At 69.2% G+C, this 24,502-nt stretch carries 26 protein-coding genes; 18 read left to right on the top strand and 8 right to left on the bottom strand.

What is annotated here, in order from left to right:
* Nucleotides 1–59 precede the first annotated feature (59 nt).
* From CEK66_RS00490 to rlmM, 5 genes are read left to right on the top strand one after another with little or no spacing between them, the layout of a single operon-like run.
* Nucleotides 60–1,019 (top strand): DMT family transporter, encoded by a 960-nt coding sequence (locus tag CEK66_RS00490; protein ID WP_152235588.1) that lies wholly within the window; start codon nucleotides 60–62, stop codon nucleotides 1,017–1,019.
* 46 nt (nucleotides 1,020–1,065) lie between these two features.
* The gene (locus tag CEK66_RS00485; protein ID WP_152235587.1) at nucleotides 1,066–1,446 is read left to right on the top strand and encodes an STN domain-containing protein; all 381 of its coding nucleotides are present in this window, start codon (nucleotides 1,066–1,068) and stop codon (nucleotides 1,444–1,446) included.
* A gap of 58 nt (nucleotides 1,447–1,504) precedes the next feature.
* Nucleotides 1,505–1,912 (top strand): hypothetical protein, encoded by a 408-nt coding sequence (locus CEK66_RS00480; RefSeq protein ID WP_152235586.1) that lies wholly within the window; start codon nucleotides 1,505–1,507, stop codon nucleotides 1,910–1,912.
* A complete protein-coding gene (locus CEK66_RS00475) occupies nucleotides 1,912–2,472 on the top strand; it encodes a nucleoside deaminase (protein ID WP_152235585.1) in 561 nt (186 codons plus the stop codon). Before CEK66_RS00480 ends, CEK66_RS00475 begins: the two co-directional genes overlap by 1 nt.
* 22 nt (nucleotides 2,473–2,494) lie before the next feature.
* Nucleotides 2,495–3,559: a 23S rRNA (cytidine(2498)-2'-O)-methyltransferase RlmM gene (gene rlmM, locus CEK66_RS00470; RefSeq protein ID WP_152235584.1), complete on the top strand. Its 1,065-nt coding sequence runs from the start codon at nucleotides 2,495–2,497 to the stop codon at nucleotides 3,557–3,559.
* A gap of 117 nt (nucleotides 3,560–3,676) precedes the next feature.
* Here rlmM and CEK66_RS00465 read toward each other — a convergent pair whose 3' ends face one another.
* A complete protein-coding gene (locus tag CEK66_RS00465; RefSeq protein ID WP_226978438.1) occupies nucleotides 3,677–4,726 on the bottom strand; it encodes a Gfo/Idh/MocA family oxidoreductase in 1,050 nt (349 codons plus the stop codon).
* Between the two features lie 191 nt (nucleotides 4,727–4,917).
* Here CEK66_RS00465 and CEK66_RS00460 point away from each other — a divergent pair, with 191 nt between their 5' ends.
* The 4 genes from CEK66_RS00460 to CEK66_RS00445 all read left to right on the top strand — a co-directional run bounded on the left by CEK66_RS00460 (nucleotide 4,918) and on the right by CEK66_RS00445 (nucleotide 7,568).
* Entirely contained in the window at nucleotides 4,918–5,817 is a 900-nt protein-coding gene (locus tag CEK66_RS00460) for an SMP-30/gluconolactonase/LRE family protein (RefSeq protein WP_152235582.1), read from the top strand.
* An 81-nt stretch (nucleotides 5,818–5,898) separates the two neighbouring features.
* Nucleotides 5,899–6,621: a hypothetical protein gene (locus CEK66_RS00455; protein WP_017907756.1), complete on the top strand. Its 723-nt coding sequence runs from the start codon at nucleotides 5,899–5,901 to the stop codon at nucleotides 6,619–6,621.
* A gap of 43 nt (nucleotides 6,622–6,664) precedes the next feature.
* Nucleotides 6,665–7,060 carry an EF-hand domain-containing protein gene (locus CEK66_RS00450; protein ID WP_152235581.1) on the top strand — a complete coding sequence of 132 codons (396 nt, stop codon included), beginning with the start codon at nucleotides 6,665–6,667 and terminating at the stop codon, nucleotides 7,058–7,060.
* A gap of 187 nt (nucleotides 7,061–7,247) precedes the next feature.
* Nucleotides 7,248–7,568: a hypothetical protein gene (locus CEK66_RS00445; protein ID WP_010340011.1), complete on the top strand. Its 321-nt coding sequence runs from the start codon at nucleotides 7,248–7,250 to the stop codon at nucleotides 7,566–7,568.
* 254 nt (nucleotides 7,569–7,822) lie between these two features.
* On the opposite strand, the gene comJ is transcribed toward CEK66_RS00445, so the two are convergent.
* From comJ to ubiH, 3 genes are all read right to left on the bottom strand, one after another.
* Nucleotides 7,823–8,305 carry a competence protein ComJ gene (gene comJ, locus CEK66_RS00440; protein ID WP_152235580.1) on the bottom strand — a complete coding sequence of 161 codons (483 nt, stop codon included), beginning with the start codon at nucleotides 8,303–8,305 and terminating at the stop codon, nucleotides 7,823–7,825.
* A gap of 223 nt (nucleotides 8,306–8,528) precedes the next feature.
* Nucleotides 8,529–9,707, bottom strand: coding sequence for a UbiH/UbiF family hydroxylase (locus CEK66_RS00435; RefSeq protein WP_150410779.1), 1,179 nt, complete (start codon nucleotides 9,705–9,707; stop codon nucleotides 8,529–8,531).
* Complete coding sequence (gene ubiH / locus CEK66_RS00430; protein WP_152235579.1) at nucleotides 9,704–10,918, bottom strand: 2-octaprenyl-6-methoxyphenyl hydroxylase; 1,215 nt, start codon at nucleotides 10,916–10,918, stop codon at nucleotides 9,704–9,706. The genes CEK66_RS00435 and ubiH overlap by 4 nt, the downstream gene beginning before the upstream one ends.
* A gap of 143 nt (nucleotides 10,919–11,061) precedes the next feature.
* Between ubiH and CEK66_RS00425 the strand changes: the two genes are divergently transcribed.
* The 9 genes from CEK66_RS00425 to CEK66_RS00385 all read left to right on the top strand — a co-directional run bounded on the left by CEK66_RS00425 (nucleotide 11,062) and on the right by CEK66_RS00385 (nucleotide 20,544).
* A complete protein-coding gene (locus CEK66_RS00425) occupies nucleotides 11,062–11,646 on the top strand; it encodes a hypothetical protein (RefSeq protein ID WP_152235578.1) in 585 nt (194 codons plus the stop codon).
* A gap of 5 nt (nucleotides 11,647–11,651) precedes the next feature.
* Entirely contained in the window at nucleotides 11,652–12,206 is a 555-nt protein-coding gene (locus CEK66_RS00420) for a cob(I)yrinic acid a,c-diamide adenosyltransferase (protein ID WP_010340006.1), read from the top strand.
* Between the two features lie 24 nt (nucleotides 12,207–12,230).
* Nucleotides 12,231–13,136, top strand: a complete 906-nt coding sequence (locus CEK66_RS00415) for a histone deacetylase family protein (protein ID WP_152235577.1) — start codon at nucleotides 12,231–12,233, stop codon at nucleotides 13,134–13,136.
* 162 nt (nucleotides 13,137–13,298) lie between these two features.
* Nucleotides 13,299–15,650 carry an LPS-assembly protein LptD gene (gene lptD, locus CEK66_RS00410; protein WP_152235576.1) on the top strand — a complete coding sequence of 784 codons (2,352 nt, stop codon included), beginning with the start codon at nucleotides 13,299–13,301 and terminating at the stop codon, nucleotides 15,648–15,650.
* Nucleotides 15,647–17,008 carry a peptidylprolyl isomerase gene (locus CEK66_RS00405; RefSeq protein WP_150410673.1) on the top strand — a complete coding sequence of 454 codons (1,362 nt, stop codon included), beginning with the start codon at nucleotides 15,647–15,649 and terminating at the stop codon, nucleotides 17,006–17,008. The genes lptD and CEK66_RS00405 overlap by 4 nt, the downstream gene beginning before the upstream one ends.
* A gap of 3 nt (nucleotides 17,009–17,011) precedes the next feature.
* Entirely contained in the window at nucleotides 17,012–17,989 is a 978-nt protein-coding gene (gene pdxA, locus CEK66_RS00400; RefSeq protein ID WP_152235575.1) for a 4-hydroxythreonine-4-phosphate dehydrogenase PdxA, read from the top strand.
* Between the two features lie 129 nt (nucleotides 17,990–18,118).
* Complete coding sequence (gene rsmA, locus CEK66_RS00395; RefSeq protein WP_152235574.1) at nucleotides 18,119–18,913, top strand: 16S rRNA (adenine(1518)-N(6)/adenine(1519)-N(6))-dimethyltransferase RsmA; 795 nt, start codon at nucleotides 18,119–18,121, stop codon at nucleotides 18,911–18,913.
* Nucleotides 18,914–19,246: 333 nt separating this feature from the next.
* Nucleotides 19,247–19,630 carry a Co2+/Mg2+ efflux protein ApaG gene (gene apaG, locus CEK66_RS00390; protein ID WP_010340000.1) on the top strand — a complete coding sequence of 128 codons (384 nt, stop codon included), beginning with the start codon at nucleotides 19,247–19,249 and terminating at the stop codon, nucleotides 19,628–19,630.
* Nucleotides 19,630–20,544 (top strand): symmetrical bis(5'-nucleosyl)-tetraphosphatase, encoded by a 915-nt coding sequence (locus CEK66_RS00385; RefSeq protein WP_152235573.1) that lies wholly within the window; start codon nucleotides 19,630–19,632, stop codon nucleotides 20,542–20,544. The genes apaG and CEK66_RS00385 overlap by 1 nt, the downstream gene beginning before the upstream one ends.
* Nucleotides 20,545–20,594: 50 nt before the next feature.
* Here CEK66_RS00385 and CEK66_RS00380 read toward each other — a convergent pair whose 3' ends face one another.
* The 4 genes from CEK66_RS00380 to lgt form a co-directional block, all read right to left on the bottom strand.
* The gene (locus tag CEK66_RS00380) at nucleotides 20,595–21,119 is read right to left on the bottom strand and encodes a hypothetical protein (RefSeq protein WP_152235572.1); all 525 of its coding nucleotides are present in this window, start codon (nucleotides 21,117–21,119) and stop codon (nucleotides 20,595–20,597) included.
* Between the two features lie 232 nt (nucleotides 21,120–21,351).
* Entirely contained in the window at nucleotides 21,352–21,861 is a 510-nt protein-coding gene (locus CEK66_RS00375) for a dihydrofolate reductase (RefSeq protein ID WP_193312527.1), read from the bottom strand.
* Between the two features lie 89 nt (nucleotides 21,862–21,950).
* The gene (locus CEK66_RS00370; RefSeq protein ID WP_026144081.1) at nucleotides 21,951–22,745 is read right to left on the bottom strand and encodes a thymidylate synthase; all 795 of its coding nucleotides are present in this window, start codon (nucleotides 22,743–22,745) and stop codon (nucleotides 21,951–21,953) included.
* A complete protein-coding gene (gene lgt, locus CEK66_RS00365; protein ID WP_017916439.1) occupies nucleotides 22,742–23,650 on the bottom strand; it encodes a prolipoprotein diacylglyceryl transferase in 909 nt (302 codons plus the stop codon). The genes CEK66_RS00370 and lgt overlap by 4 nt, the downstream gene beginning before the upstream one ends.
* Nucleotides 23,651–24,502: the final 852 nt, after the last annotated feature.

Here is a 24,502-nt window from a genome sequence, read left to right as displayed (position 1 = left end):
TGCCGGCGCCGGCATGCTGAGCCGTCACGGCTGACACGGCCGATACGGAAACGAACCGCATGCGCGAACGTCTATGGGCAGGGGTCGGCAGCGGCATGGTCGCGGGCGCGCTGTGGGGCCTGGTGTTCCTGGCGCCGCAACTGCTGAGCGCCTTTTCGCCGCTGCAACTGGCCATCTCGCGCTACCTGGCCTATGGCGCCATCGCTGCCGTGGTGCTGCTGCCGCGCTGGCGCACCGCCACCGCGCCGCTGGGCGCGCCCGAATGGTGGGCGCTGCTGCGCCTGAGCCTGCTCGGCAACATCGTCTACTACGTGCTGCTGGGCAGTGCGGTGCAGTGGGCCGGCGGCGCCGCCACCGCGCTGATCATCGGCCTGTTGCCGGCGGCGGTCACGGTGATCGGCTCGCGCGCGGCCGGCGCGGTCCGCCTGCGCCGGCTCGCCGCGCCCTGCGCGCTGTGCGTGCTCGGGGTGGCGCTGGTCGCGGTGCAGACCCTGGCCGTGGCGCGGCCGCACATTCCCGCCAGCCTCGGCCTGCGTGCGGCGGGACTGGCCTGTGCGGTCGGCGCGCTGGCGTGCTGGACCGCCTACTCGATCAAGAACGCGCGCTGGCTGCGGCGGCGCCCGGACCTGTCCGGCCGCGACTGGTCGCTGCTGACCGGCGTGGTCACCGGCGCGCTGGCCCTGACCCTGGCGCTGCCGGCGTTCGCCCTGTCAGGCACAGCCCATGCCGGCGCCGACTGGATGCGCTTCTGGGGCATGGCGCTGGTGCTGGCGCTGTTCGCCTCGGTCATCGGCAACGCCTGCTGGAACCACGCCAGCCGGTTGCTGCCGCTGACCCTGGTCGGGCAGATGATCGTGTTCGAGACCGTATTCGCGCTGCTGTACGGCTTCCTGTGGGAACAGCGCTGGCCGACCGCACTGGAACTGCTGGCGATCGCCTGCCTGCTCGGCGGCGTGCTGTGGTGCACCCTGGTGCATGCGCGGCCGCAACCCGCCGTGCGCGAAGCCAAGCCCGGTTAAGCGGCGCTGCCTAGACTTGCGCAGGTCCTCCAACGGGAATCGCGCCATGCACACCGTCCTGCGCCGTTGCTGTCCCGCTCTCGTCCTAGTCGCCGCACTGGCTGGCTGCCATGCCTCCAACGCGCCATCCGGCGCGGCGCCGAACCCGGCCGCCAACGCCAGCGCACCGGCGGCAACCGGCAAGTGCGACACCGTCCCCGACCACGCTTACGACCTGCCGGCCGGGCGATTCGATGAGGTGTCGCAGCAACTGGCCCACGCCACCGGCTGCATGGTCGTGTACCGCGATCCAGGCCTCGCCTCGCTGCCGGTCAACGCGGTGAAGGGACAGGTCAGCATCCGCCAGGCGCTGCACCAGGCGCTGGACGGCACGGCGTTGCGGATCGCGCAGGAGAACGCGGACACGTTGACGGTCGTGCGCCGCTGAACCGGCGGCGGCGCGGGGGTTGCTACCATGGCCGCACTCCACCGCACGGAAGGTCGCCATGTCCCGCCATTTCGCGTCGTTGCTGTGCTCCCTGTGCCTGCTCGCCGGCGTGCTGCTGTCCAGCGCCTGCGCGCGCAGCGAAACCGCCAAGCCGTCGGAGCCGGCGCCGGCACCCACGGCATCCGCGCCCGGCCTGCCGGTGAAGGTCGACACCAGTTGCCGCACCGATGCCGACTGCACCGTCAAGAACGTCGGCAACTGCTGCGGCGCGATGCCGGCCTGCGTCAACCGCGACAGCCCTACCGATCCGCAGGGCGTGATGGCGCAGTGCCAGGCCAGCGGGCGCATGAGCGTGTGCGGCTCGCCCGCGATCGCCGGCTGCTCCTGCGTGGCCGGGCAATGCAGCGCGCGCGCCGCGCAAGCCGATACACTGCGCGCCCCCCAGCCTGCCGAACCCGTCCGCTGATGCTCTACGCGCAAGTCCACCTCACCCTGCCCGCCTGGATCCACGAGGCGGTCGATCCGCAGGCCGTCTACGCCAGCGACGCCGACAAGGTCGCGCTGGCGGTGGAACTGTCGCGGCTGAACGTGGACGCCGGCAGCGGCGGCCCGTTCGGCGCGGCGGTGTTCGGCCCGGACCACCGCATCATCGCCGTCGGCGTGAATCGCGTGGTACCGCAGACCACCTCGCTGGCGCATGCCGAGAACATGGCCTACATGCTGGCCCAGCAGCGCCTGCAGACCCCGCGGCTGAACGCGGTGCTGTCGCCGGTGACCCTGGCCACGTCCTCGCAGCCGTGCTGCCAGTGCTACGGCGCCACCATCTGGGCCGGCATCGACCGCCTGCTGATCGGTGCCAGCGCCGAGGACGTGATGGCGCTGACCCCGTTCGACGAAGGCCCGCTGCCGGCGGACTGGGTCGGCGAGCTGCAGCGCCGCGGCATCGAGGTGGTCCGCGGCCTGCACCGCGACGCCGCCTGCGTGGTGCTGCGCCGCTACGGCGAACTCGACAGCCCCCGCTACTGACGCCGCCGGCGAAGGCTTGCCCATGTCCTCCGAGAACGGCCCGCTGGTCCATGGCCTGCTGTGCTACTGCCGGCCCGGCTTCGAACCCGAACTGGCGGCCGAGCTCAACGCCCGCGCCGGCGAGGCCGGGCTGGCCGCCTACGCGCGCACCGAGCGCAACAGCGGCTACGCGCTGCTGCTCAGCGACACCGCGGTGCCGGCGCAGGCGCTGCCCTGGCGCGGGCTGATCTTCGCCCGGCAGAAGCTGCAGTTGCTGGCCGACCTGCGCGAGCTGCCGGCCAACGACCGCATCGCGCCGATCCTGCAGGCGCTTGCCGGACAACCGCGCTTCGGCGACCTGTGGGTCGAACATCCGGACTCGGACGCCGGCAAGCCGCTGTCGGGCCTGGCGCGCAGCTTCGGCAACGCGCTGCGCCCGGCGCTGCGCAAGGCCGGCCTGCTCAGCGACAAGCCGCAGCCGCGGCTGCCGCGCCTGCACGTGTGCTTCGTGACCGGCACCCACGCCCTGCTGGCGGTGGCCGATAGCGACGACAGCGCGCCGTGGCCGCTGGGCATTCCGCGCCTCAAGCTGCTGCCGGAGGCGCCCTCGCGCTCGGCCCTGAAACTGGAAGAAGCGCTGCTGGCGCTGCTGACCCCGCACGAGCGCGAGACGCTGCTGCGCCCGGGCATGCGCGCGGCCGACCTCGGCGCCGCCCCCGGCGGCTGGACCTGGGTGCTGACCCGCCAGCAGCTGCACGTGACCAGCGTGGACAACGGCCCGCTGCGCCAGCATGTGCTCGACAGTGGCCTGGTCGACCACCTGCGCGCCGACGGCTTCCACTGGAAACCGCCGCAGCCGCTGGACTGGATGGTCTGCGACATGGTCGAGCAACCGCGCCGCGTCGCCGAGCGCATGGCCACCTGGTTCCGCGAGGGCTGGTGCCGGCACGCGATCTTCAACCTGAAGTTGCCGATGAAGAAGCGCTGGGACGAGACCCGGCTGTGCCTGGACCTGTTCGCCGAACGCGCCGAGCGCCCGCTGCAGCTGCGCGCCAAGCAGCTCTACCACGACCGCGAAGAGATCACGGTGCTGGCGATCCCGGGCTGAGCGGTCGCGCGTCCACATGCGGTGTTTCGTAGCAGCGGCTCGACCGCGATGGGTTTCCCGGGAAAGCCATCGCGGCTGAAGCCGCTCCTGTGACGAGCGCATTGGCGCCGCCCACCGCTACAACACGATCCGCGCCCCGTCCTCCCGCGCCGAGCGCTGGATGGCCTCGACGATGCGGATATCGCGCAAGCCTTCCTCGCCGGGCACGCGCAGCGGCGTGCCCTGCAGGATCGCCAGCGCATCCTCGTCCATCTGCAGCGCCTGCTGGTGGCGCACCCGCGCGTCGAACAGGCGGCCATCGCTGGCCCGGCCGCGCACGCCGTCGTAGGCCTGGAACGGCGCCAGTTCGTACCAACCCTTCGCGCACTCGGCGCGCAGCAGGTTCATGGTGCGGCCGAAGCTGGCCGCGCAGCTCGCGGTGATCCCATGCGGAAACTCCAGGGTGAAGTGCATGTGCTCGTCGACCTCGTCGAACAATGCAGGCCGATCGGTGGAACGCCGCGCGGTGACCACCAGCGGCTCGGCGCCGGTCGTGTAGCGCGCCGCGTTGAGCGGATACACGCCCATGTCGTACATCGCACCGCCGCCGTACTGCGCGCGCAGCCGCCACGGCCGCTGCGCCGGGTCGGTGTCGCCGTAGCCGGCATAGCCCGCCTCGGCGCGCACGCTGCGCATCACCCCGAACGGGCGTTCGCCGGCCAGGGCGATGAGGCGCCGGGTGTTGGGCTCGTGCTGCATGCGGTAACCGATGCTCAGCCGCACCTTGTTGCGCGCGCAGGCCTCGATCATCGCCTGCGCCTGCTCGGCGTGCAGCGCCATCGGTTTCTCGCACCACACGTGCTTGCCGGCGGCCGCGGCGCGGAGGCTCAGCGGCGCATGCAGATGGGTGGGCGTGACCACGTAGACCACGTCGATGTCCGGGTTGTCGGCGATGCGCTCCAACTCGTCGTAGCTGTAAACGTTGCGATCCGGGATGCGATAGCGCGCCTGCCACTGCGGGATCTTCTGCGGCGAGCCGGTGACGATGCCCGCCAAGCGACAGTGCCTGGTCAGGGCGAGACCCGGGGCCAGGCGGCTGCTGGCGTACTCGCCCAGGCCGACCAGGGCCACGCCCAGCGGCTTGCGGCGTCGTGCCGGCGTGGCCGCCCACGTGGACGCTCCGAGCATACCGGCGGCGGTGGCGGAGAGGCCAGCCAGCAACAGGCGGCGGCGATTCGGCGAGGACGGCTCCATGCGCAACTCCGACCGGAAGGATGCTTCACCCTAACCGCTGGCGCGGCATCGGCACTGTGAGCGCTATCGCGCGATGCGCCGGGGCCTCTGGCACACTGCCGCCTCCCCCGCCGTTCGGACACCCGATGCGCTGCCGCCCACTGCTTGCCGCCCTCGCCCTGCTGCTGGCTGCCCCGGCCGGGGCGCAGGAACCCCTGTTCCACGCCCGCGACCTGGTCGGCGATGGCGTATTCACCGACAAGATCGAAGGGCCTGCGACGGGTCCCGATGGTGCGCTATACGTGGTCAACTTCGCCCACGACGGCAGCATCGGCCGGGTCCAGCGCGACGCCGACGGCCGCGGCCAGGCCACGCTGTTCGTGGATATTCCCGACGGCAGCATCGGCAACGGCATCCGCTTCGACCGCCGCGGGCGCATGTACGTTGCGGACTACGGCCAGCACCGCATCCTGCGCATCGCCCTGCGCAGCAAGCGCATCGAGGTCTACGCCACGCTGCCGGGCGCGTTCCAGCCCAACGACATCGCGATGGCGCCGGACGGCACCCTGTACGCCAGCGACCCGGACTGGAAGCACGACGGCGGCCAGCTGTGGCGCATCGACCGCGACCGCAGCGCGCACCTGATCGAAACCGGCATGGGCACCACCAACGGCATCGAGGTCAGCCCCGACGGCAAGCGCCTGTACGTCAACGAGAGCGTGCAGCGGCGGATCTGGGTCTACGACCGTGCGGCCGACGGCGCCGTCTCGAACAAGCGGCTGTTCGCCAGCTTCGCCGACGCCGGCCTGGACGGCATGCGCTGCGACGTCGACGGCAACCTGTACGTGGCCCGCTACGACGCCGGCAAGGTGATCGTGCTGGCGCCCGACGGCACGCTGCTGCACGAGGTCGCGACCAAGGGCCGCAAGCCCACCAACCTGGCCTTCGGCGGCGCCGACGGGCGCGATGTCGACGTGACCCTGCAGGACCGTGGCGCGATCGAAACCTTCCGCAGCGACCGCCCCGGCCGCGAGCACGGACGCTGATGGGATGCGTATCGCAGCGGCGTCTCAGCCCGCGCAATGGTCCCCTGGCATCCTGGCTGCACTGACTGGAGGGCCGCGCACATGCAGCCGATCGAACTGAACAACCCGGCCGGCTTCGCCGACGAATTCCTGCGCCTGACCCTGCTGCAGGGCTTCCAGTCGCTGACCAAGCGCGACCTGGAACTGCTGATCTTCGTGTTGCTGGAACGCGACGGCGCGATCTCGCGCAGCGATTCCAACAACGCAGTGGCGATGCGCCTGCGGGTGACCCCGGCCAAGGTCAAGGGCCTGCGCCGCGACGGCTATGCGCGCTGGCGTGCGCTGGTGCCGGAGGACAACGAGGCGGCGCTGCAGCGCATCGTCGCCACGGTGCTGACCGAGGACAACCTGCGCGCCGGGGCAAAGCATGTCAGCGAGCGCAGCAAGAAGGACGGCTTCCTGGCGATCCGCATCGAGCATCCCGACGACCAGCAACGCTTCGAACAGGCCATCGTCGACGTCGGCGCCATGCCCGTGTACGAGCGCAACCGCGACGTGATGGCGGTGCGCTTCGACACGCTGCTGAAGATCGCCGAGCGCTGGGGCTACCTGCAACCGGAGCCGGAGAAGGTGACGCACGAACTGCAGAAGCTGGCGCCCACCGCCGAGGAGGTCGCCGATCTATTGAAGAAGGACGTGAGCAAGCTACGCTGGGAGGACGTGCGCCGCGCGCTCAACAGCCTCGGCGCCAAGGCCGTCGCCAGCACCGCCGAGGGCGGGCTGAAGGGCCTGTTGAAGCTCGCGTTTCCGTTCATCCCCGGCTGAGCCGGGGCCGCCATCCATCGCCATACTGGAGTCCGTTGTGTCCATGTCCTGCCGTTCCCTCGCCCTGCTCTGCTGCCTGTGCGCCTGCGCCGCGCCGGCCGCGGCGCAGAATCTCAACACTGCCTCCAGCGCCACCACCGAGCCGCTGCGCGACGTGCCGGCCAACGTGCGCGCGCAGCCGCTCAGCAATGGCGTGGTCACTCACCAGGTGCAGTTGCCGGCCACGCCCGGCGAAGCGCAGGTGACCGTGCGCAGCATCCAGCCGGACCGTGTGGCCGGCAGTTACCGCATCGACTTCGAGGCGCTGGACACCGACCACGACGGCTATATCAGCCGCAGCGAAGCGCAGGCCAATCCGTCGCTGGCCGACGAGTTCGACGCGCTGGACACCACCCGCAGCGGTCGCCTCAGCCGCGCGCAGCTCGCCGGCTGGCTGTAGCCGCACCAGAGACGCGTCCGGCGCCGCCATGGCGGGCGCCGGCGCACCCTCGGTCGCGTTGCAGGGTGCATTGGAAACGCTTGCTAAACAGCGCCGACGTGCAGATGCGAACGCCCGATTTTTTTAGCGTCGATTAATTCGGCCAGGCCTATGTTCTTGACTCCTTCCCAGCAACAGGAGTCGTGCCATGAACCGCATCGTTCCTCGTCTCGTCCCGTTCGCGTTCGCGCTGCTTGCCGCGCCGGCGCTGGCCATGGCGCAGTCGGCGCCGGACGAAGTGACCCTGCACCAGAACGGCCAGATCATCAATGTCACCTCGGTCGAACCCAACTCGATCGTCGGCGACTACCACATCGACTTCGCCAAGCTCGACCGCAACCATGACGGCTACATCAGCCGCGCCGAAGCCAAGGCCGACCCGACGCTGTACGCCGAGTTTGATGCCGTCGACGTGCATCACCACGGCCGCCTGAGCAAGGCCGACCTGGAAGGCTGGATGTCGACGTGACGCGACTCACGCGTAGACTGACCCGCACCCTCTCCACCACGCGCGCCGCCTACGGCCTTCCCGCCGCATGCGGCGCGATTGTTTTCTGAAGCGACAACACCGCAGACACCGGCAACGCGAGCGCCACAGCATCGCGCAACCGCATCACCCACACTGACGCCGCCATCGCCGCTGCATCGACCCGATCTCCTCGCAGCGCGTGTCTTCCACCACGCCACCCCGCCGCTCGGCCTCGCCCACCGCGCTGACGAGCGCTACAGCAGTCCCTCCTGCAGCGGCGCATCCCGCACCCCGCCCCAGGGATCGTCCACCAGATAGCGCGCCGCGACCGACTGCGCCGCCGGCACCAGGGTGAGCCGGTAATACACCTCGTCGTCGCCTTCGCAGACTTCGTAGTACAGCGCGTAGTCGCCAGGCTGCAGCGCCAGTGTCACATCGAAGGCCTCGGCGGCAGACGCCACCTGTACCCGCGCATCCGGATTCACCCGGAACGGCACCTGCATGCGCCGCTGCGCACGCGGATCGGGCGCGAACGCCTCGGCCAGCACCAGGTGCACCTGCGCGCCGAACGCGTCCTCGGGCAACGGATCGAACACCACGTAGTCGCGATGCAGGACCGCGCCCTGCTCCAGATTGCGCGGCCCCCAGCGGCAGGCGGCCTCGTCGAAGGCGCGGGCACGCAGTTGCAGCTGGCTGTGGGAAATCAAAAGATCCACGTTCTGTGTCGCGTCTTGCATCGTCATCCTCCATGGCAGGGACGCGGCCTGCGTGCTGCGCTTCGCGCCCTCCCCTCACCCCAACCCATCTCCCGAGGGGAGAGGGGCTCAAGCAAACCAGCCGAAGCTGGCTCTTCCTTCTCCCTCCGGGAGAAGGTGCCCCGAAGGGGCGGATGAGGGTACGGGCGCCGCTCGCCGCGCGTGATCGAATCCTGCGGCCGCCGCGTCCGGCCGGAACGTGCGCTCACACGCCGGAAGCGCGCTTCCAGAAACCGTGCATCAACAACGGCAGCTTGCCCGCCAGGCCCAGCAGCGGGCCGCGCAGCAGGGTGAGGTGCAGCTCATCGTTGGAGAACAGCCGGTTGATGGCATCGAAGCCGTAGGCGGCCACGGTGTTGTCGCTGCGGCGACCACGCGCCCAGCGCGCCAACCGCTGCGGCGCCGCCCAGTCGACCCGCTGCGCCTGCGCCTGCCGCACCAGTGTCGCCAGCGCGGCGACGTCGCGCAGGCCCAGGTTGACGCCCTGCCCGGCCAGCGGATGCACCACGTGCGCGGCATCGCCCAGCACCAGCAGGCGGCCGCGCTGGTAGGCCTCCACCAGTTGCCGGCGCAGCGGGAAGCCCAGCCGCGGCGACAGCGCGCGCACCGCACCCAGGCGGGCGCCAAAGGCCTGGGTCAGTTCGGCGCCGAACGCCGCATCGTCCAGCGCCAGCACCCGCGCCGCCTCGGCCTCGGGCAAGGTCCACACGATCGAGCTGCGGCCGTCGGCGAACGGCAGGAACGCCAGCGGGCCGCCCGGCAGGAAACGCTGCCAGGCCGTGTCCTGATGCGGCTGTTCGGTCTGCACGAAGGCGACCACGCCGCGCTGGCCGTAGTCGTGCGCCGGCGCGTCCAGCCCGGCCAGGCCGCGCACCGTGGACTCGGCACCGTCGGCGGCGATCGCCAGGCGTGCGTCCAGGCGGCTGCCATCGTCCAGGCGCAGACGCGCGCGCTCGGCCGACGGCTCCAGCGCCTCCACCCGCGCCGGGCAATGCACCTGCACGCCGGCCGCCGGCAGCGCTGCCCACAGTTGTTCGACCAATAGATTGTGTTCGACGATCCAGCCGAGTTGGTCGCGGCCCAGGGTGTCGGCGTCGAAGGCCAGTTCGCCACCGCCGCCGGCATCCCACACGCGCATGCGCCGGTACGCGCTGGCGCGGCTGGCGACGACCTGCGGCCACACGCCCAGGCCCTGCAGCAGCGCCGCGTTGTCCGGGGCGAAGGCGTAGACGCGCAGGTCCGGCGTGTCGGCCGACCAGCGCGGCGGCTCGCGGCCCTCGACCAGCGCCACCGCCAGGCCTTCGCCGGCCAGGGCCAGCGCGCAGGCCGCGCCGACCACGCCGCCGCCCACCACCACCACATCCAGCACGCCGCGCCGGCTCATGCGCGCGTCTCCCGGCACAGCTGCGGCACATCGCCGCGGAAGCCCATCGCGCCGCCGACCAGGAACGACTGCAACGGCGCGGCCTGCGCCGCCGCCAGCAGGCCCAGGCTGCGCAGCGGGCGCAGCAGCGGGGTCGGATTGGCGGTCAGCCGCGCCAGCCCGCCGGAGAACGTCACCGTGCGCTGGCGATCCTGCTCGCGGCGCTGCGCGTACTGCTGCAGCAGCGCCGGCGCGCCCGGGTCGGTGCCGTCGCGCTCGATCAGTTCGGCCAGGGTCAGCGCATCGCGCAGGCCCAGGTTGAAGCCTTGCGCGCCCAGCGGGTGCAAGGTCTGCGCGGCATTGCCCAGCAGCACCGCGCGCGCATCGGTCAGCCGCTCGGCCAACACCTGCACGATCGGATAGGCGCTGCGCTCGCCGCTACCGAGCAGGCGGCCGACGCGCCAGCCCAGCGCGTCCTGCAGCCGCTGCAGCCAGGCACCCTCGTCCAGCGCCGCCACCGCGTCGGCGTCCTCGGCGGCCACCGCGTGGATCGCGCCGTAATGGCGATCGCCGCGCGGCAACAAGGCAGTCGGGCCGTCGTCGCGGAAGCGCTCGTAGGCAGTGCCGTCGGGCTGGCGGCTGCCGCGCACCCGCGCCACGAACAAGGTCTGCTGGAAATCGTGGCGCGTTGCGGCGATGCCCAAGGCCTCGCGCACCGCGCTGGCGCTGCCGTCGGCACCGACCAGCAGGCGCGTGTGCAGGACCTGCTCGCTGCCGTCGCGGGCGATGCGCAGGCGGCGCTCGCCCTCCTCGGTGTCGGCCTCCAGCGCCACGAACTGCGCCGGGCGGTAGCGGGTCAACTGCCGCGTCGCCGCCAGGCTGGCCTCCAGCGCCTCGCCGAAGTCGCGCGCGACGACCACTTGGCCGAAGGCCTCGCGTCCGTAGTCGGCGGCCTCCAGCCGCACCCGGCCGAAATCGCCGGCGCGACTGACATGGATGCGGCGGATCGGTCCGGTCGCCGCGCGCAGCCGCTGCATCACCCCCAACGCGCCCAGCGCGTTGACCGTGGCGGCGGCGAAGCTGAGGTTGCGCTGGTCGAACACCGGCGGCAACGCGCCCGGCGGCGCGGCCTCGACCAGGCCCACGTCCACCCCCAGCCGGTCCAGGGCGATGGCCAGGCTGGCGCCGACCAGGCCGCCGCCGACGATCACTACGTCATGTCGTTTGCTCATCCGGCCATGATACGGCCCGCACCCGTCTGCCCGGTGAGCGCCACCGCCCAGCTTGCGTGCCGTGGCGGCAGCGGCGCACGGCGCTCGCGCACGCCGCGCTTCCAGTAGAATCCGGGGTCTTACGTGCCCCGGTGCCCGCCGTCATGACGCCTTCCGCCCACCGCCTCCCCGCCCTGCTGCTGTTGACCGCGCTGCTGGCCGCGACCCGCATCAACCACTTCGGGGCGATCCCGGACGCGTCGTGGGCGGTGTTCTTCGTCGGCGGCTTCTACCTGCGCAGCTGGACGCGCTGGGCGTTCCCGCTGCTGATGGCGCTGGCGGTGCTGGTCGACTATCTGGTCATCCGCAGCCAGGGCCTGGATTTCTGGCAGCACTACTGCGTGTCGCCGGCCTACTGGTGCCTGATCCCGGCCTATTTCGTGCTGTGGGCCGGCGGCGCCTGGCTGGCGCGGCGCTACCACGGTGCCGACTGGCGCGCCCTGGGCCTGGCCGCCGGCAGCCTGCTGGTGGCGGTGGCGCTGTGCCACCTGCTGGCGCAAGGCAGCTTCTACTGGGTCAGCCGCAGCGTGCCGAACCCGACACTGGCCGGCTGGTGGCAGAACTACAGCGACTGGCTGCTGCCCTACCTGGGCAGCGCCAGCCTCTACGTGGCGCTGGCCGCGGCGATCCAGGTCGGCGTCGAGCAGCTGGCGCGGCTGGGCCAGCGCGGCCAGCCGGTCGGTCACTGACCGGGATGGGCAACCGCCTCTCCAAGATCTACACCCGCACCGGCGACGACGGCAGCACCGGCCTGGGCGACGGCAACCGGGTCGGCAAGGACTCGGCGCGGGTCGCCGCCTACGGCACCGTGGACGAGGCCAACTCGGCGATCGGCGTGGTCCTGGCCTGCCCGCTGGCCGAGGACGTGCGGCAGTTGCTGACCGCGATCCAGCACCAGTTGTTCGATCTCGGCGGCGAGCTGTGCATCCCCGGCCACGCGGCCATCCATGCCGCCGACATCGATGCGCTGGAACGGCACCTGGACCGCTACAACGACACCCTGCCGCCGCTGCAGGACTTCATCCTGCCCGCCGGCGGCGAGGCGGCGGCGCGCTGCCACCTGGCCCGCACCATCGTGCGCCGCGCCGAGCGCGAGACGGTGGCGCTGTCGCGGCAGGACGCGGTGCGCCCGGAAGCGGTGCGCTACCTCAACCGCCTGTCCGACCTGCTGTTCGTGCTGGCGCGGGTGCTGGCGCGGGCCGACGGCCACGGCGAAGTGCTGTGGCGCCACGACCGGCGCCAGGCCTGAGCGACGCCCGGGCCGCGGCCGCGCATGCTGATCTACACCCATCCTGCCTGCCTGGGCCACGCGCCCGGACCGGAACACCCGGAACGGCCGCAGCGCCTGGAGGCGGTGACCACCGCGCTGCGCGAGGCGTTTCCTGCGCTGGAATGGCGCGAGGCGCCGCTGGCCAAGCTCGGCGACCTGGCCCGGGTCCATGAGCGCGAGCTGATCGATCGCGTTCTGGCCGACCTCGACGGCCCGCAGATGCTCGACGTGGACACGGTCCTCTCGCCCGGCTCGCGCGCGGCCGCACTGCGCGCCGCCGGCGCCGGCGTCGCCGCGGTGGATGCGGTGATGCACGGTGTCACCGACACCGCCTTCTGCGCGGTACGCCCGCCCGGCCATCACGCCACCGCCGACACCGCGATGGGCTTCTGCCTGTTCAACAACGTGGCCGTGGCCGCCGCCCACGCCCGCGACGCGCATGGGCTGGAGCGGATCGCCATCGTCGATTTCGACGTGCACCACGGCAACGGCACCCAGGCGATCTTCGAGCGCGAGCCGAAGGTGCAGTACCTCAGCACCCACCAGTCCGGGCTGTTCCCGCACACCGGCGGGGTCCACGACCGCGGCGTCGGCAACCTGCACAACGCATTGCTGCCACCGGGCAGCGGCGGTTTCCGCTTCCGCAACACCTGGGCCGACCAGATGCTGCCGTTGCTGGACGCGTTCAAGCCACAGCTGCTGCTGATCTCGGCAGGCTTCGACGCGCACATGCGCGACCCGCTGGCCGACCTGATGCTGGAGACCGAGGACTTCGGCTGGATCACCGCCGAACTGCGCGCAGTCGCGCAGCGGCACGCGCGCGGCCGGGTGGTGTCCCTGCTGGAAGGCGGCTACGACCTGCAGGCCCTGCGCGAGGGCAGCGTCGCCCACGTCGACGCGCTGCGCTGAGGATCCGCGCCCGCGCGGCGGCGGCCGCGGCGCGCACACCCGGATCGAAACCCTGCCCCGCCAGGCCGATGAACCCCGTCCCCCGCCCCGGGGACGCCTTCATTGCCCCTATGCACGGGATGGGGCAAGCTAGCGACCGTTTTCGCCCGATACCTGACGCGCGTGCGCCGAACCCTTCGCCTGCTCCCTCTTCCGTTCAGTATCGCCCTGTGCCTGCCGGCAGTGGCGGCTGAAAAGCCGCCGAACTGGGGCCTGTGCCCGACCCCGGACGTGCTGCCCAAGTTCGACGATGCACAGCAGCCGGATCCAAAGCTGGCGGCAGAGCGAGACAAGCTGCCCACAAGCATTGAGGGAGACAGGTTGTCCGGCACAACCACATTGCCAAATTGGGATGGCAATGTGGCGCTCAAGCGCGGCGACCAGTTCATGGGCGCCGACAACCTACGGGTGGATACGGAGACCGGCAACTACATCGCAGAAGGTCATGTGCGGTACCAGGATTCGTCTATCCGCCTGATAGCAGAGCGCGCCGAGGGCAACAAAGACACCGACACGCACAAAGTCAGCAACATCCGCTACCAGTTGCTGGCCCGCCGCGGCAACGGCAAGGCCGACTCGGTCGACCTGCAGGGTGCGCTGGGGCAGATGCATCGCTCCACCTACACCACCTGCGACCCCTCGCAGCGGGTGTGGGAGCTGCACGCGCCGGAAATCGACGTCGACAACGACGAAGGCTTCGGCACCGCGCGCAACGCGATCCTGAAGATCTACAACTTCCCGATCCTGTACGCGCCCTGGTTCAAGTTCCCGATCGACGATCGCCGCAGCAGCGGTTTCCTGTTCCCGGCGATCGGCATGTCCAGCCGCAACGGCTTCGACTACACCCAGCCGTACTACCTGAACCTCGCGCCGAACTACGACGCCACCCTGTATCCGCGCTTCATGGCCCGCCGCGGCCTGATGCTGGGCAGCGAATTCCGCTATCTCTACGACGGCGGCAAGGGTGAGCTGCAGGCCGCCTACCTGCCGGACGACAAGTTGCGCGACAAGGATCGCGGCCGCTTCAGTTACCAGGGCTACCACAACATCAATGCGCAGTGGCAGGCGCGCGCTTCGCTAGCCTGGGTCAGCGACGAGCGCTACACCGAGGACTTCTCCAACCGCCTGCTCGGCAATGCGGTGTCCAACATCCAGAGCACGATCGGCGTCTACGGCACCGGCGAGACCTGGACCGCCGGCGTGATGGCCGACCGCTGGCAGCTGACCGACTACACCCTGACCGAGGATGCGCTGCCGTACAACCGCCAGCCGCGCGCCTTCTTCAACTGGGACCAGTCGTTCGGCAACTATTTCGAAGCCGGGCTGTACAGCGAAGCGGTGCGCTTCGTGCACGACGATATCCATCAGAAAACCACCGACGGCACCTACGAACGCACCGGCGTGGTCACCCCGCGCCCCGGCGGCAGCCGCCTGGACCTGAAGCCCTACATCTCGATGCCGCTGGCCGGCGCCGCCTGGTTCCTCAAGCCGACCCTGGCCTGGCGTTATACCGCCTATCAGCTGGACAAGGATCTGGCGGCCACGCTCGGCGGCGACACCACGCCCTCGCGCAGCCTGCCGATCGCCACGGTCGATGCGGGCGTGTACTTCGACCGCGATACCAAGTGGGGCAACACCAACTATCTGCAGACCCTGGAACCGCGACTGTTCTACCTGTACACGCCGTACCGCGACCAGAACGACCTGCCGATCTTCGACACCCGCGAGTTCACCTTCAGCTGGGGCCAGTTGTTCCGCGATTCGCGTTACACCGGTGCCGACCGCCAGAACGACGCCAACCAGCTGACCATGGCCCTGAGCTCGCGCCTGCTGCGCCAGGACGATGGCAAGGAGAAGTTGTCGGTCAGCCTCGGCCAGATCCTGTATTTCAGCGATTCGCGGGTCAGCCTGCCCAACAGCGACACCACCATCGAGCAGGGCAAGTCGGCCTGGGTGGCCGATGCCAACTACATGATCAACGATCGCTGGAACCTGGGCGCCACCTACCAGTGGGATCCCAAGTACCGGCGCAAGGACCTGGCCAGCTTCCGCGCGCGCTACCTGATGCCCGGCGACGGCATCGTCAATATCGCCTACCGCTACCGCCGCGATCTGCTGGAACAGGCCGACGTGTCGTTCCTGTACCCGATCAATCCGACCTGGAGCGTCGTTGGCCGGCATTACTACTCGCTGATGGACAAGAAGCCGCTGGAAAGCATCCTCGGCGTGCAGTGGGACAGCTGCTGTCTGGCGGTGCGGGCGCTGGCGCGGCGCTACGTGCGCAACCGCACCGGCGCGCTGGATACCGCCTTCCAGATCGAGTTCGTGCTCAAGGGGCTGTCGTCCCTGGGCCAGGACACGGACCGCGTTCTGCGCCGTGCTATCCTCGGCTACAACCGCGACGACCTGTACTTGGTCCCGCCCAGCAACACCACGACCGATCCGGACGCTTACGATCCGAACCAGATTCCATGACCAAGACCCTTTCTGTTTTTCTCGCCGCCCTGGTGGCGATCGCCGGCGTGTCCGCTCCGGCCGCCGCGCAACAAACCCAACCGCTGGACCGCATCGCCGCGGTGGTCGACGAGGATGTCGTACTGCAGAGCGAACTGGATCGTGCCGTGCGCAACGTGAAGGCGCAGTATGCCGGCCGCGAGGCGCAGCTGCCGCCGGATAACGTGCTGCAGCGGCAGGTGCTGGAACGCCTGGTCTTGGTCAAGCTGCAGGTCGCGCGCGCCAACAGCACCGGCATCCGCGTCGGCGACGACGAACTGAACCGCGCCATCGCCAGCATCGCCCAGCAGAACGGCACCGACGTGGACGGCCTGCGCAAGAAGCTGGCCGCCGACGGCATGTCCTACACCGACTTCCGCAACTCGGTGCGCGACGAAATCACCGTGCAGCGCCTGCGCCAGAGCTTTGCGCAGAGCCGCATCAACGTCAGCGAGGCCGAAGTCGACGCGGCCCTGGCGCAGCAAGCTACCACCGGCACCCAGTACCACCTGGCGCACATCCTGGTCGGCCTGCCGGAAGGCGCCACCGCCGAGCAGATCAAGACCGCTCAGGGCAAGATCGACGGGGTCAAGAACCTGATCGACAAGGGCGAGATCGATTTCAACGCCGCGGCGGTGCGCTATTCCGACAGCCCCAACGCGCTGGAAGGCGGCGACCTGGGCTGGCGCAGCCTGGACGAGATCCCCAACGCGTTCGCGCAGCTGATCCGCGACATGAAGCCGGGCCAGGTCGCCGGCCCGCTGCGCGGCCCCAGCGGCTTCCAGCTGCTGAAGCTGGTCGAAGTGCGCGACGCCTCGGCCAATCCGGAAAAGAAGACGGTCACCGAGTACCACGCCCGCCACATCCTGATCCGGGTCAACGATGCGCAGCCCGACGCGGCCGCCAAGGCCAAGATCGAGACGCTGCGCGCCCGCATCGCCGGCGGCGCCGACTTCCAGGCCGTGGCCAAGGAGGCGTCGGAAGACACCAATAGCCGCAGCCAGGGCGGCGATCTGGGCTGGTTCCCGGCCGACGCGTTCGGCCCGGACTTCGGCCAGCACGTCGCGAGCCTCCAGGACGGCCAGATTTCGCAGCCGTTCCGCACCGAGGCCGGCTGGCACATCGTGCAGCGCGTCGGCGAGCGCCAGACCGACGTGACCAGCGATACCCAGCGCGCCCAGGTCCGCGAGACCATCGGCCGCCGCAAGCTGGAAGAGGAATACAACCGCTTCCTGCAGGAAATGCGCGGCGAAGCCTACGTCGACCTGCGCGTGGGCAACACCGACGCCGCCACTGCGCCGGCGGCCACGCCCGCGCCGGCGCCCGCCGCCAAGCCCTGATCCATGCGCCCCTCGCTCGCGCTGGTGCCGGGCGAGCCGGGCGGGATCGGCCCGGAGCTGTGCGTGCGGCTGGCGCAACAGCCGCGCCACGACTGCCAGCTCCTGGCCTTCGCCGATCCCGACACCTTGCGCGCCGCCGCGGCGGCGCTGTCGCTGCCGCTGCAGCTGCTGCCCGAATCCAGCCCCGCCCTCGCCCCTGGCGACCTGCGCCTGCGCACGGTCGCCAATGCCGTGCCAAGCCGCTTTGGCGCGACCGAACCGGCCAACGCGTCTGCGGTGATCGCCGCACTGACCCAGGCGGCCGATGCCTGCCTGAGCGGGGAACTGGACGGCGTGGTGACCGGCCCGGTCCACAAAGCGGCGATCAACGCCGGCGGCATCGCCTACACCGGCACCACCGAACTGCTGGCCCAACATGCCGGCCGCGAGGTGGTGATGATGCTGGCCAATGCCATCGTACGCGTGGCTCTGGTCACCACTCACCTGCCGCTGCGCGCGGTCGCCGATGCACTCACGCCGGCCCTGCTGGAACGCAGCCTGCGCATCACCGAGGCCGCCTTGCGCCACGCGTTCGGCATCGCCGCGCCGACCATCGCGGTGCTGGGGCTGAACCCGCATGCCGGCGAGGATGGCCACCTGGGCCTGGAGGAAATCCAGGTGATGCAGCCGGTGCTGGACGCCTTGCGCGCGGAAGGCATGCGCCTGCTCGGCCCGCTCCCGGCCGATACCGCGTTCCTGCCGCAGAAGCTGGCGAGCGTGGACGCGGTGCTGGCGATGTACCACGACCAGGGCCTGCCGGTGCTCAAGTACAGCGGCTTCGAGCAGGCGGTGAACCTGACCCTGGGCCTGCCCTACCCACGCGTGGCGGTCGACCACGGCACCGCACTGGAGCTGGCCGGCCGCGGCGTGGCCGACCCGTCCAGCCTGTTCGCTGCCACTGCGCTGTGCGCGCAACTGGCGGCGCGCCGCGCGCAGTCCTAGGCGCATATCCGGGCGGCGTTCGCGACCTGCCGCAACCAGGGCGCGCCCGGTGATGCCGGCCGCGGCTGAAGCCGCTCCTGCGTCGCTGCAAGCGCGCGCCGCCCCGTGCATGCCGATAAAATGCCGGCCATGACTTCCTCTTCCGGCTTCGGCGCCCCGGCCAAGAAATCCCTCGGCCAGCACTTCCTCAGCGATCGCCACTACATCGACAGCATCGTCCGCGCGGTCGATCCCAAGCCGGGCGACCGGCTGGTGGAGATCGGCCCCGGCCAGGGCGCGATCACCTTCCCGCTGCTGCGCCGGCATGGCCGGCTGACCGTGATCGAATTCGACCGCGACCTGATCGCGCCGTTGACCGCGGCAGCGGCCGACGTCGGCGAACTGACCATCCTCAACCGCGACGTGCTGTCGGTGGATTTCGCCGCCCTGGCCGAGGGCGCGCGCATCCGCCTGGTCGGCAACCTGCCCTACAACATCTCCTCGCCGATCCTGTTCCATGCGCTGGACCACGCCGCAGCGATCGCCGACATGCACTTCATGCTGCAGAAGGAAGTGGTCGACCGCATGGCCGCCGACCCGGGCAGCAAGGTCTATGGCCGACTCAGCGTGATGCTGCAGGCCTACTGCGAGGTGACCTCGCTGTTCGTGGTGCCGCCGGGCGCGTTCCGGCCGCCGCCGAAGGTGGATTCGGCCGTGGTGCGGCTGGTGCCGCGGCCGCCGCAGACGGTGGGCATCGCCGATCCCAAGCGCTTCGCCGACGTGGTCCGCGCCGCGTTCGGGCAGCGCCGCAAGACCCTGCGCAACGCCTTGAACGGCGTCTGCGATGCCGCGCAGTTCGAGGCCGCGGGCGTGCGTCCGGACGCGCGCGCCGAGCAGCTCGAGGTCGCCGACTTCGTGCGCCTGGCCAACATCGCGCACGCCTGAGCGGACGTCCCGCGCGGCGCGCGCATGCATGCGTGGTGCGAACCTCTGCGCACGCGTTGCTCCGCTCCTTGCATGTCGGCGCAGGCGTCGCCGACCTGCGCCGTAGACATGCTGATGACGGCACCGCCTCGAAACCGCAACTTGGCAAGCCGCACAGCACAGACCACCACCGCGAACGACGGCCCTCCTGCGCACTGCCCGCGGCAACAACAGGCCCGCACGGGCGGCTCGCGCAGGCGGCAGCCAGGGCCACTGCCACGCGTCAGCCGCTTGGCAGTGACAACCGCTGTCGCATCTCGCCTCAAACGGCAAAACACGCTCTAAACTGTGGGGATGAACGATGACGCCCCCTATCGGATCGAGGTCGAAGTGTCGCCCCGATTCCTCGACGACCAATCGGCGCCGGAGGACGGACGCTACACGTTCGCCTACACGATCCGCATCCACAACCGCGGCCGCGTCGCCGCGCGCCTGATCGCCCGCCACTGGGAGATCACCGACGGCAACGGCCGCATCGAACGCGTCGACGGCGACGGCGTGGTCGGCGAACAGCCGCGGCTGCGCCCGGGCGAGGATTTCCGCTACACCTCCGGGCTGGTACTGGAGACCGAACACGGCACGATGCGCGGCCACTACGACATGGAAGCCGACGACGGGACCCATTTCATCGCCGCGATCGCGCCGTTCGTGCTGTCCGTCCCGCGGACCCTGCACTGATGGCGGTCTGGGCGATCGGCGACCTGCAGGGTTGCTACGACATCACCCAGCAGTTGCTGGAGAAGATCCGCTTCGATCCGGCGGTGGACCGGCTGTGGTTCTGCGGCGACCTGGTCAACCGCGGCGGGCAATCGCTGGAGACCCTGCGCCTGGTGCACTCGCTGCGCGAACACAGCGTGGTGGTGCTGGGCAACCACGACCTGTCGCTGCTGGCGATCGGCGAGCGCAGCCCGGACGAACAGCGCAAGGTCAATCCGGACCTGCAACGCATCGTGCTGGCCGAGGATCGCGACGAACTGCTGACCTGGCTGCGCATGCAGAAGCTGCTGCATGCCGACCGCCAGCTCGGCTGGATGATGATCCACGCCGGCCTGGCGCCGAAGTGGACCACCGCGCTGGCCGAGAAGCATGCACGCGAGGTGGAGCAGCAGCTGCACGGCAACGGCTACCGCAAGCTGTTCCGCAACATGTACGGCGACCGCCCGGCCTGGTCGCCGGGCCTGACCGGCTACGACCGTTCGCGCGCGATCATCAACCTGTTCACCCGCGCCCGCTACTGCACCCCCCGCGGGCGCATCGCGATCGAGGAAAAGGGCACGCCCGGCACCCAGGCGCAGGGTCTGTACCCGTGGTTCGAGGTGCCGGGGCGGGTCGAGCGCGACCTGAAGATCGTCTGCGGACACTGGTCGACGCTGGGCCTGACCATCACCCAGGGCGTGCACGCGATCGACACCGGCGCGGTCTGGGGTGGCAAACTCACCGCCCTGCGCCTGGACAGCGAGGACCTGCAGGTCGTGCAGGTCCCCGGCCGCCCAGTGCAGGGACCGCCGCCGGCAGCGCGTGTCCGCGCTCCACGACAACGACCCAAGCCATCAATGTCTACGCGCGCCGATATACACGATAATGGCGCTTGACCATTGCCATTTATCTACGCCCATTAAGATACAAAATCAGAAAATCGAGATTAATTGCACTGCCCCGCCGCTATCAACCTGACTACCTTGCCCCCCTGACAGCCGTACGTCCCGGTATTTGTACAGACTTGATCAGCCGTAATCACCATTCCGTTAGAATAGCTCACTTGGATCTGACCGGAGGAAGTGCAACTAGTGGAGACAACAGATGATCCCGCTTGCGGAGTAGCTTGCCTGAAAGACTTAACCACCAGCGAATTAAGCTCAGGGTAGTAGTTACCCCCATCTGAAGAAGCCACCTCATAACCATTGCCATGAACGGTCGTAAGCCCAGCTAACTTTATGACGGAAGGCCACTTACTTTTGTCATTGACATTAGCGCCAAAGGAAGCCTTGTCAGCAGCTATGACATCGCCAGTTTGAGAAAAAAACATAGCATCTTTCGCTTGGAACGCTCCGTTCTCACTGGAAACCTGGGAGGCACTTATATTAAAGCCCCTCTCTTTTCCAGCCGCATAAACCCCGAGCGCACACGTCATCAAAAGAACCGAACCCAGCGCAGGCATCATCTTCATAAAAATCTCCCTGATATCATTATTCAGATTTCACCGTACAGCCTTACAAGCTTGAGCTGAATTTCAAGCTCAGGAAAGGGAGAAACCTATCTCATTCCAGGAAAGTGTGCATGGCATCCTCTTTTGTCTAAAATTTTAGACAAGAGCGCGCCAGCAGCCCTACGATCACACGCAAGCAACCACAAGTCACACGCCATGTTGCCGTGCATCTATTGATGAAAGATTGAACGCGTCAAAGTTGGGCCGAGAATCGGCGCCGGTAATCCACGAATTCGAAGGCCAGCGCATGCCGCGCATCGGCCGGATGCGCCTGCCGCGCCACCACCTCCCACTGCGCCGGATCGAACGCGGGGAAATGCGCATCGGCACCGTCGACCACGGTGTCGACATGGGTCAGGCACAGCACCTCGGCCAACGGCAGGGTCAGGGCAAAGATGTCGCCACCGCCGATCACCGCCAGCTCCGCAGCGCCGGCCGCGCGCGCCGCGTCGATCGCCGCCTGCAGCGACGCCACCGCCTGCATGTCCGCGAACGGCACCTGCCCGGAACGGGTCATCACCAGGTTCAAACGCCCGGGCAGCGCGCGCCCCAGCGACTGCGCGGTCTTGCGCCCCATCAGCACCGGCTTGCCCAGGGTCAGCGCCTTGAACCGCTTCAGATCGTCCGGCAGGCGCCACGGCAGATCGTTGTCGCGACCGATCGCATTGGCCCGATCCAGCGCCGCGACCAGGCTCAACTGCAGCGAGGTGCGCGTAGACGGCTCCAAGTCCGTCCCCGCCGCCACTGCCGCCTTTTCCGATTCCCCATTCTCCATTCCCCACTCCCCGCCACTCACACCGCCACCGGCGCCTTGATCGCCGGGTGCGGGTCGTAACCCTCGATGGCGATGTCGTCGTAGGTGAAGGCGAACAGATCGGTCACCGCCGGATTCAGCCGCAGCTGCGGCAACGGCCGCGGCGTGCGTGCCAGCTGTTCGCGCGCCTGTTCGAAGTGGTTGGAATACAGATGCGCATCGCCCAGCGTGTGCACGAAATCGCCCACGCCCAGGCCGGTGGCCTGCGCCACCATGTGGGTCAGCAGCGCATAGCTGGCGATGTTGAACGGCACGCCCAGGAAAATGTCGCCGCTGCGCTGGTACAGCTGGCAGCTGAGCTTGCCGTCGACCACGTAGAACTGGAACAGACTGTGGCAGGGCATCAGCGCCATCTGCGGCAACTCGGCCACGTTCCAGGCGCTGATCACCAGCCGGCGCGAATCCGGGTTGCGCTTGATCTCGTCCACCAGCCACTGCATCTGGTCGATCTCGCGACCGTCGGCACCGGTCCAGCGCCGCCACTGCTTGCCGTACACCGGGCCGAGTTCGCCCTGCGCGTCGGCCCACTCGTCCCAGATGCTGACCTTGTTGTCCTTGAGATAGGCGATGTTGGTCTCGCCCTTCAGGAACCACAGCAACTCGTGCACGATCGAGCGCAGGTGCAGCTTCTTGGTGGTGACCAGCGGGAAGCCGTCGTTGAGATCGAAGCGCATCTGCCAGCCGAACACGCTGCGCGTGCCGGTGCCGGTGCGGTCGGATTTCTCCGCGCCGCGCTCCAGCACGTGCTGCAGCAATTCCAGGTACTGCTTCACTTGCTCACCTCCGGCGGCGGCACCGGCTGCAGCACCGGCGCGCTGCGCGAGCGCCACAGCAGGAACAGGCCGAGCAGGATCAGCGGGATGCTCAACTGCTGGCCGCGGGTCAGCCAATGGAACGCCAGGTAGCCGAGTTGCGCATCCGGCACCCGCACGAATTCCACGGCGAAGCGGAACACGCCGTACAGCAGCGCGAACAAGCCGGACACCGCATAGCGCGCGCGCGGCTTCATCGAGAACGTCCACAGCACCACGAACATCACCAGCCCTTCCAGCGCCGCTTCGTACAGCTGCGACGGATGGCGGGCATAGCGATCGAGCAGGCCCGCGGCGTATTGCTGCTGCAGTTGCGCGGCACTCTTCAGGCTCTCCAGTGCCGGCGCATTGGCCACGCCGTCCTGTATCGGCGCGTGCGGGAAGATCACGCCCCAGCCGGCATGGGTCAACTTGCCCCACAACTCGCCGCCGACGAAATTGCCGATGCGGCCGAAGCCCAGGCCCAGCGGCACCAGCGGCGCGATGAAATCGACGGTGTCGAAGAAATGCAGGCGCGCCTTGCGCGTCCACCACAGGCAGGCCGCCAGCACGCCCAGCAGGCCGCCGTGGAAGCTCATGCCGCCGTCCCACACCTTGAAGATCAGCAGCGGGTCGGCCAGGAAATCGGACAGTGCGTAGAACAGCATGTAGCCGATGCGCCCGCCCAGCACCACGCCGAGCATCGCGTAGAACAGCAGATCGGAGAAGCCGTCCTCGTTCACCCCGGGCAGGCGCCCGGCGCGGATGCGGCGGCGGCCAAGCCACCAGGCCGAGATGAAGCCGGCCAGATACATCAGCCCGTACCAATGCACCTTCACCGGCCCGAACGAGAAGGCGATGGGATCGATCTGGTGGAGATAGGTCATGCGCAAACGTCGGCCGGGGGCAAAGAGTGCCTATTCTGCCACCGACTCCGCTGCTTGCCGCGCCTACGGACGGCGCAGCGGGGTAGCGCTTCATCTGCTGGCAGGCGCACGCGTCTGCCACTGACTCCGCTCCTTGCCGCGCCTACGGACGGCGCAGCGAGGTAGCGCTTCATCTGCTGGCAGGCGCACGCGTCTGCCATTGACTCCGCTGCTTGCCGCGCCTGCGGACGGCGCAGCGGGGTGGCGCTTCATCTGCTGGCAGGCGCACGAACCTGCCGCCGACCGACTCCAAGGCAATATGCTCAGCCCAGACGCCACGTGCCCCTGGTTGCTTGTGGGAGCGGCCCATGTGGCCTCCAGGCCATCAGCGGCAACGAGCAGAGCCATCGGGTTCACTCCGGCGCTATCGCGTCGGGACTGAAGTCCCTCCCACAGGATGGCTGCATGCGCGGCCGCTTCCTGCAGGGCTAGCGTTAGCGTTGTTTTATTGGTGAGGCATCGCGCTGAAGCGGGGGCTAAAAAGCCGGGATTGGGGACTTGGGATTGGGGATTCGGAATCCTGCAAATCGGGACCCGAAATTTTCCGCAAGTGCTGGGCGGTTGCGATTGCACTGTGGGAGGGACTTCAGTCCCGACGCGCTTTACCGATAAAGGCTGTCGGGGCTGAAGCCCCTCCCACAGTGCAGTCGCAATGCATTGCGCGAGTGCTTGGCACCGTGCCGGAGGAAGCGTCGGTGTAACGCCGGGCAGCCCATGACCGCGATCAAAGCAACAAGTGCACTGCCTTAGCGTGGGAGGGACTGCAGTCCCGACGCGACCAACTGAAGGGTGTCGGGGCTGCTGACTCTCCAA

This window comes from Xanthomonas sp. LMG 12460, from assembly GCF_009192895.1.
GTDB lineage: Bacteria > Pseudomonadota > Gammaproteobacteria > Xanthomonadales > Xanthomonadaceae > Xanthomonas_A > Xanthomonas_A sontii.
This window is presented reverse-complemented; position numbering and strand designations above follow the sequence as displayed.

Excerpts from the sequence above, each read along its gene's own strand:
- CEK66_RS00490 (WP_152235588.1), top strand. The coding sequence starts at position 60 with ATGCGCGAACGTCTATGGGCAGGGGTCGGCAGCGGCATGGTCGCGGGC.
- CEK66_RS00485 (WP_152235587.1), top strand. The coding sequence starts at position 1,066 with ATGCACACCGTCCTGCGCCGTTGCTGTCCCGCTCTCGTCCTAGTCGCC.
- CEK66_RS00480 (WP_152235586.1), top strand. The coding sequence starts at position 1,505 with ATGTCCCGCCATTTCGCGTCGTTGCTGTGCTCCCTGTGCCTGCTCGCC.
- CEK66_RS00475 (WP_152235585.1), top strand. The coding sequence starts at position 1,912 with ATGCTCTACGCGCAAGTCCACCTCACCCTGCCCGCCTGGATCCACGAG.
- rlmM (WP_152235584.1), top strand. The coding sequence starts at position 2,495 with ATGTCCTCCGAGAACGGCCCGCTGGTCCATGGCCTGCTGTGCTACTGC.
- CEK66_RS00465 (WP_226978438.1), bottom strand. The coding sequence starts at position 4,726 with ATGCTCGGAGCGTCCACGTGGGCGGCCACGCCGGCACGACGCCGCAAG.
- CEK66_RS00460 (WP_152235582.1), top strand. The coding sequence starts at position 4,918 with ATGCGCTGCCGCCCACTGCTTGCCGCCCTCGCCCTGCTGCTGGCTGCC.
- CEK66_RS00455 (WP_017907756.1), top strand. The coding sequence starts at position 5,899 with ATGCAGCCGATCGAACTGAACAACCCGGCCGGCTTCGCCGACGAATTC.
- CEK66_RS00450 (WP_152235581.1), top strand. The coding sequence starts at position 6,665 with ATGTCCTGCCGTTCCCTCGCCCTGCTCTGCTGCCTGTGCGCCTGCGCC.
- CEK66_RS00445 (WP_010340011.1), top strand. The coding sequence starts at position 7,248 with ATGAACCGCATCGTTCCTCGTCTCGTCCCGTTCGCGTTCGCGCTGCTT.
- comJ (WP_152235580.1), bottom strand. The coding sequence starts at position 8,305 with ATGCAAGACGCGACACAGAACGTGGATCTTTTGATTTCCCACAGCCAG.
- CEK66_RS00435 (WP_150410779.1), bottom strand. The coding sequence starts at position 9,707 with ATGAGCCGGCGCGGCGTGCTGGATGTGGTGGTGGTGGGCGGCGGCGTG.
- ubiH (WP_152235579.1), bottom strand. The coding sequence starts at position 10,918 with ATGAGCAAACGACATGACGTAGTGATCGTCGGCGGCGGCCTGGTCGGC.
- CEK66_RS00425 (WP_152235578.1), top strand. The coding sequence starts at position 11,062 with ATGACGCCTTCCGCCCACCGCCTCCCCGCCCTGCTGCTGTTGACCGCG.
- CEK66_RS00420 (WP_010340006.1), top strand. The coding sequence starts at position 11,652 with ATGGGCAACCGCCTCTCCAAGATCTACACCCGCACCGGCGACGACGGC.
- CEK66_RS00415 (WP_152235577.1), top strand. The coding sequence starts at position 12,231 with ATGCTGATCTACACCCATCCTGCCTGCCTGGGCCACGCGCCCGGACCG.
- CEK66_RS00405 (WP_150410673.1), top strand. The coding sequence starts at position 15,647 with ATGACCAAGACCCTTTCTGTTTTTCTCGCCGCCCTGGTGGCGATCGCC.
- pdxA (WP_152235575.1), top strand. The coding sequence starts at position 17,012 with ATGCGCCCCTCGCTCGCGCTGGTGCCGGGCGAGCCGGGCGGGATCGGC.
- rsmA (WP_152235574.1), top strand. The coding sequence starts at position 18,119 with ATGACTTCCTCTTCCGGCTTCGGCGCCCCGGCCAAGAAATCCCTCGGC.
- apaG (WP_010340000.1), top strand. The coding sequence starts at position 19,247 with ATGAACGATGACGCCCCCTATCGGATCGAGGTCGAAGTGTCGCCCCGA.
- CEK66_RS00385 (WP_152235573.1), top strand. The coding sequence starts at position 19,630 with ATGGCGGTCTGGGCGATCGGCGACCTGCAGGGTTGCTACGACATCACC.
- CEK66_RS00380 (WP_152235572.1), bottom strand. The coding sequence starts at position 21,119 with ATGAAGATGATGCCTGCGCTGGGTTCGGTTCTTTTGATGACGTGTGCG.
- lgt (WP_017916439.1), bottom strand. The coding sequence starts at position 23,650 with ATGACCTATCTCCACCAGATCGATCCCATCGCCTTCTCGTTCGGGCCG.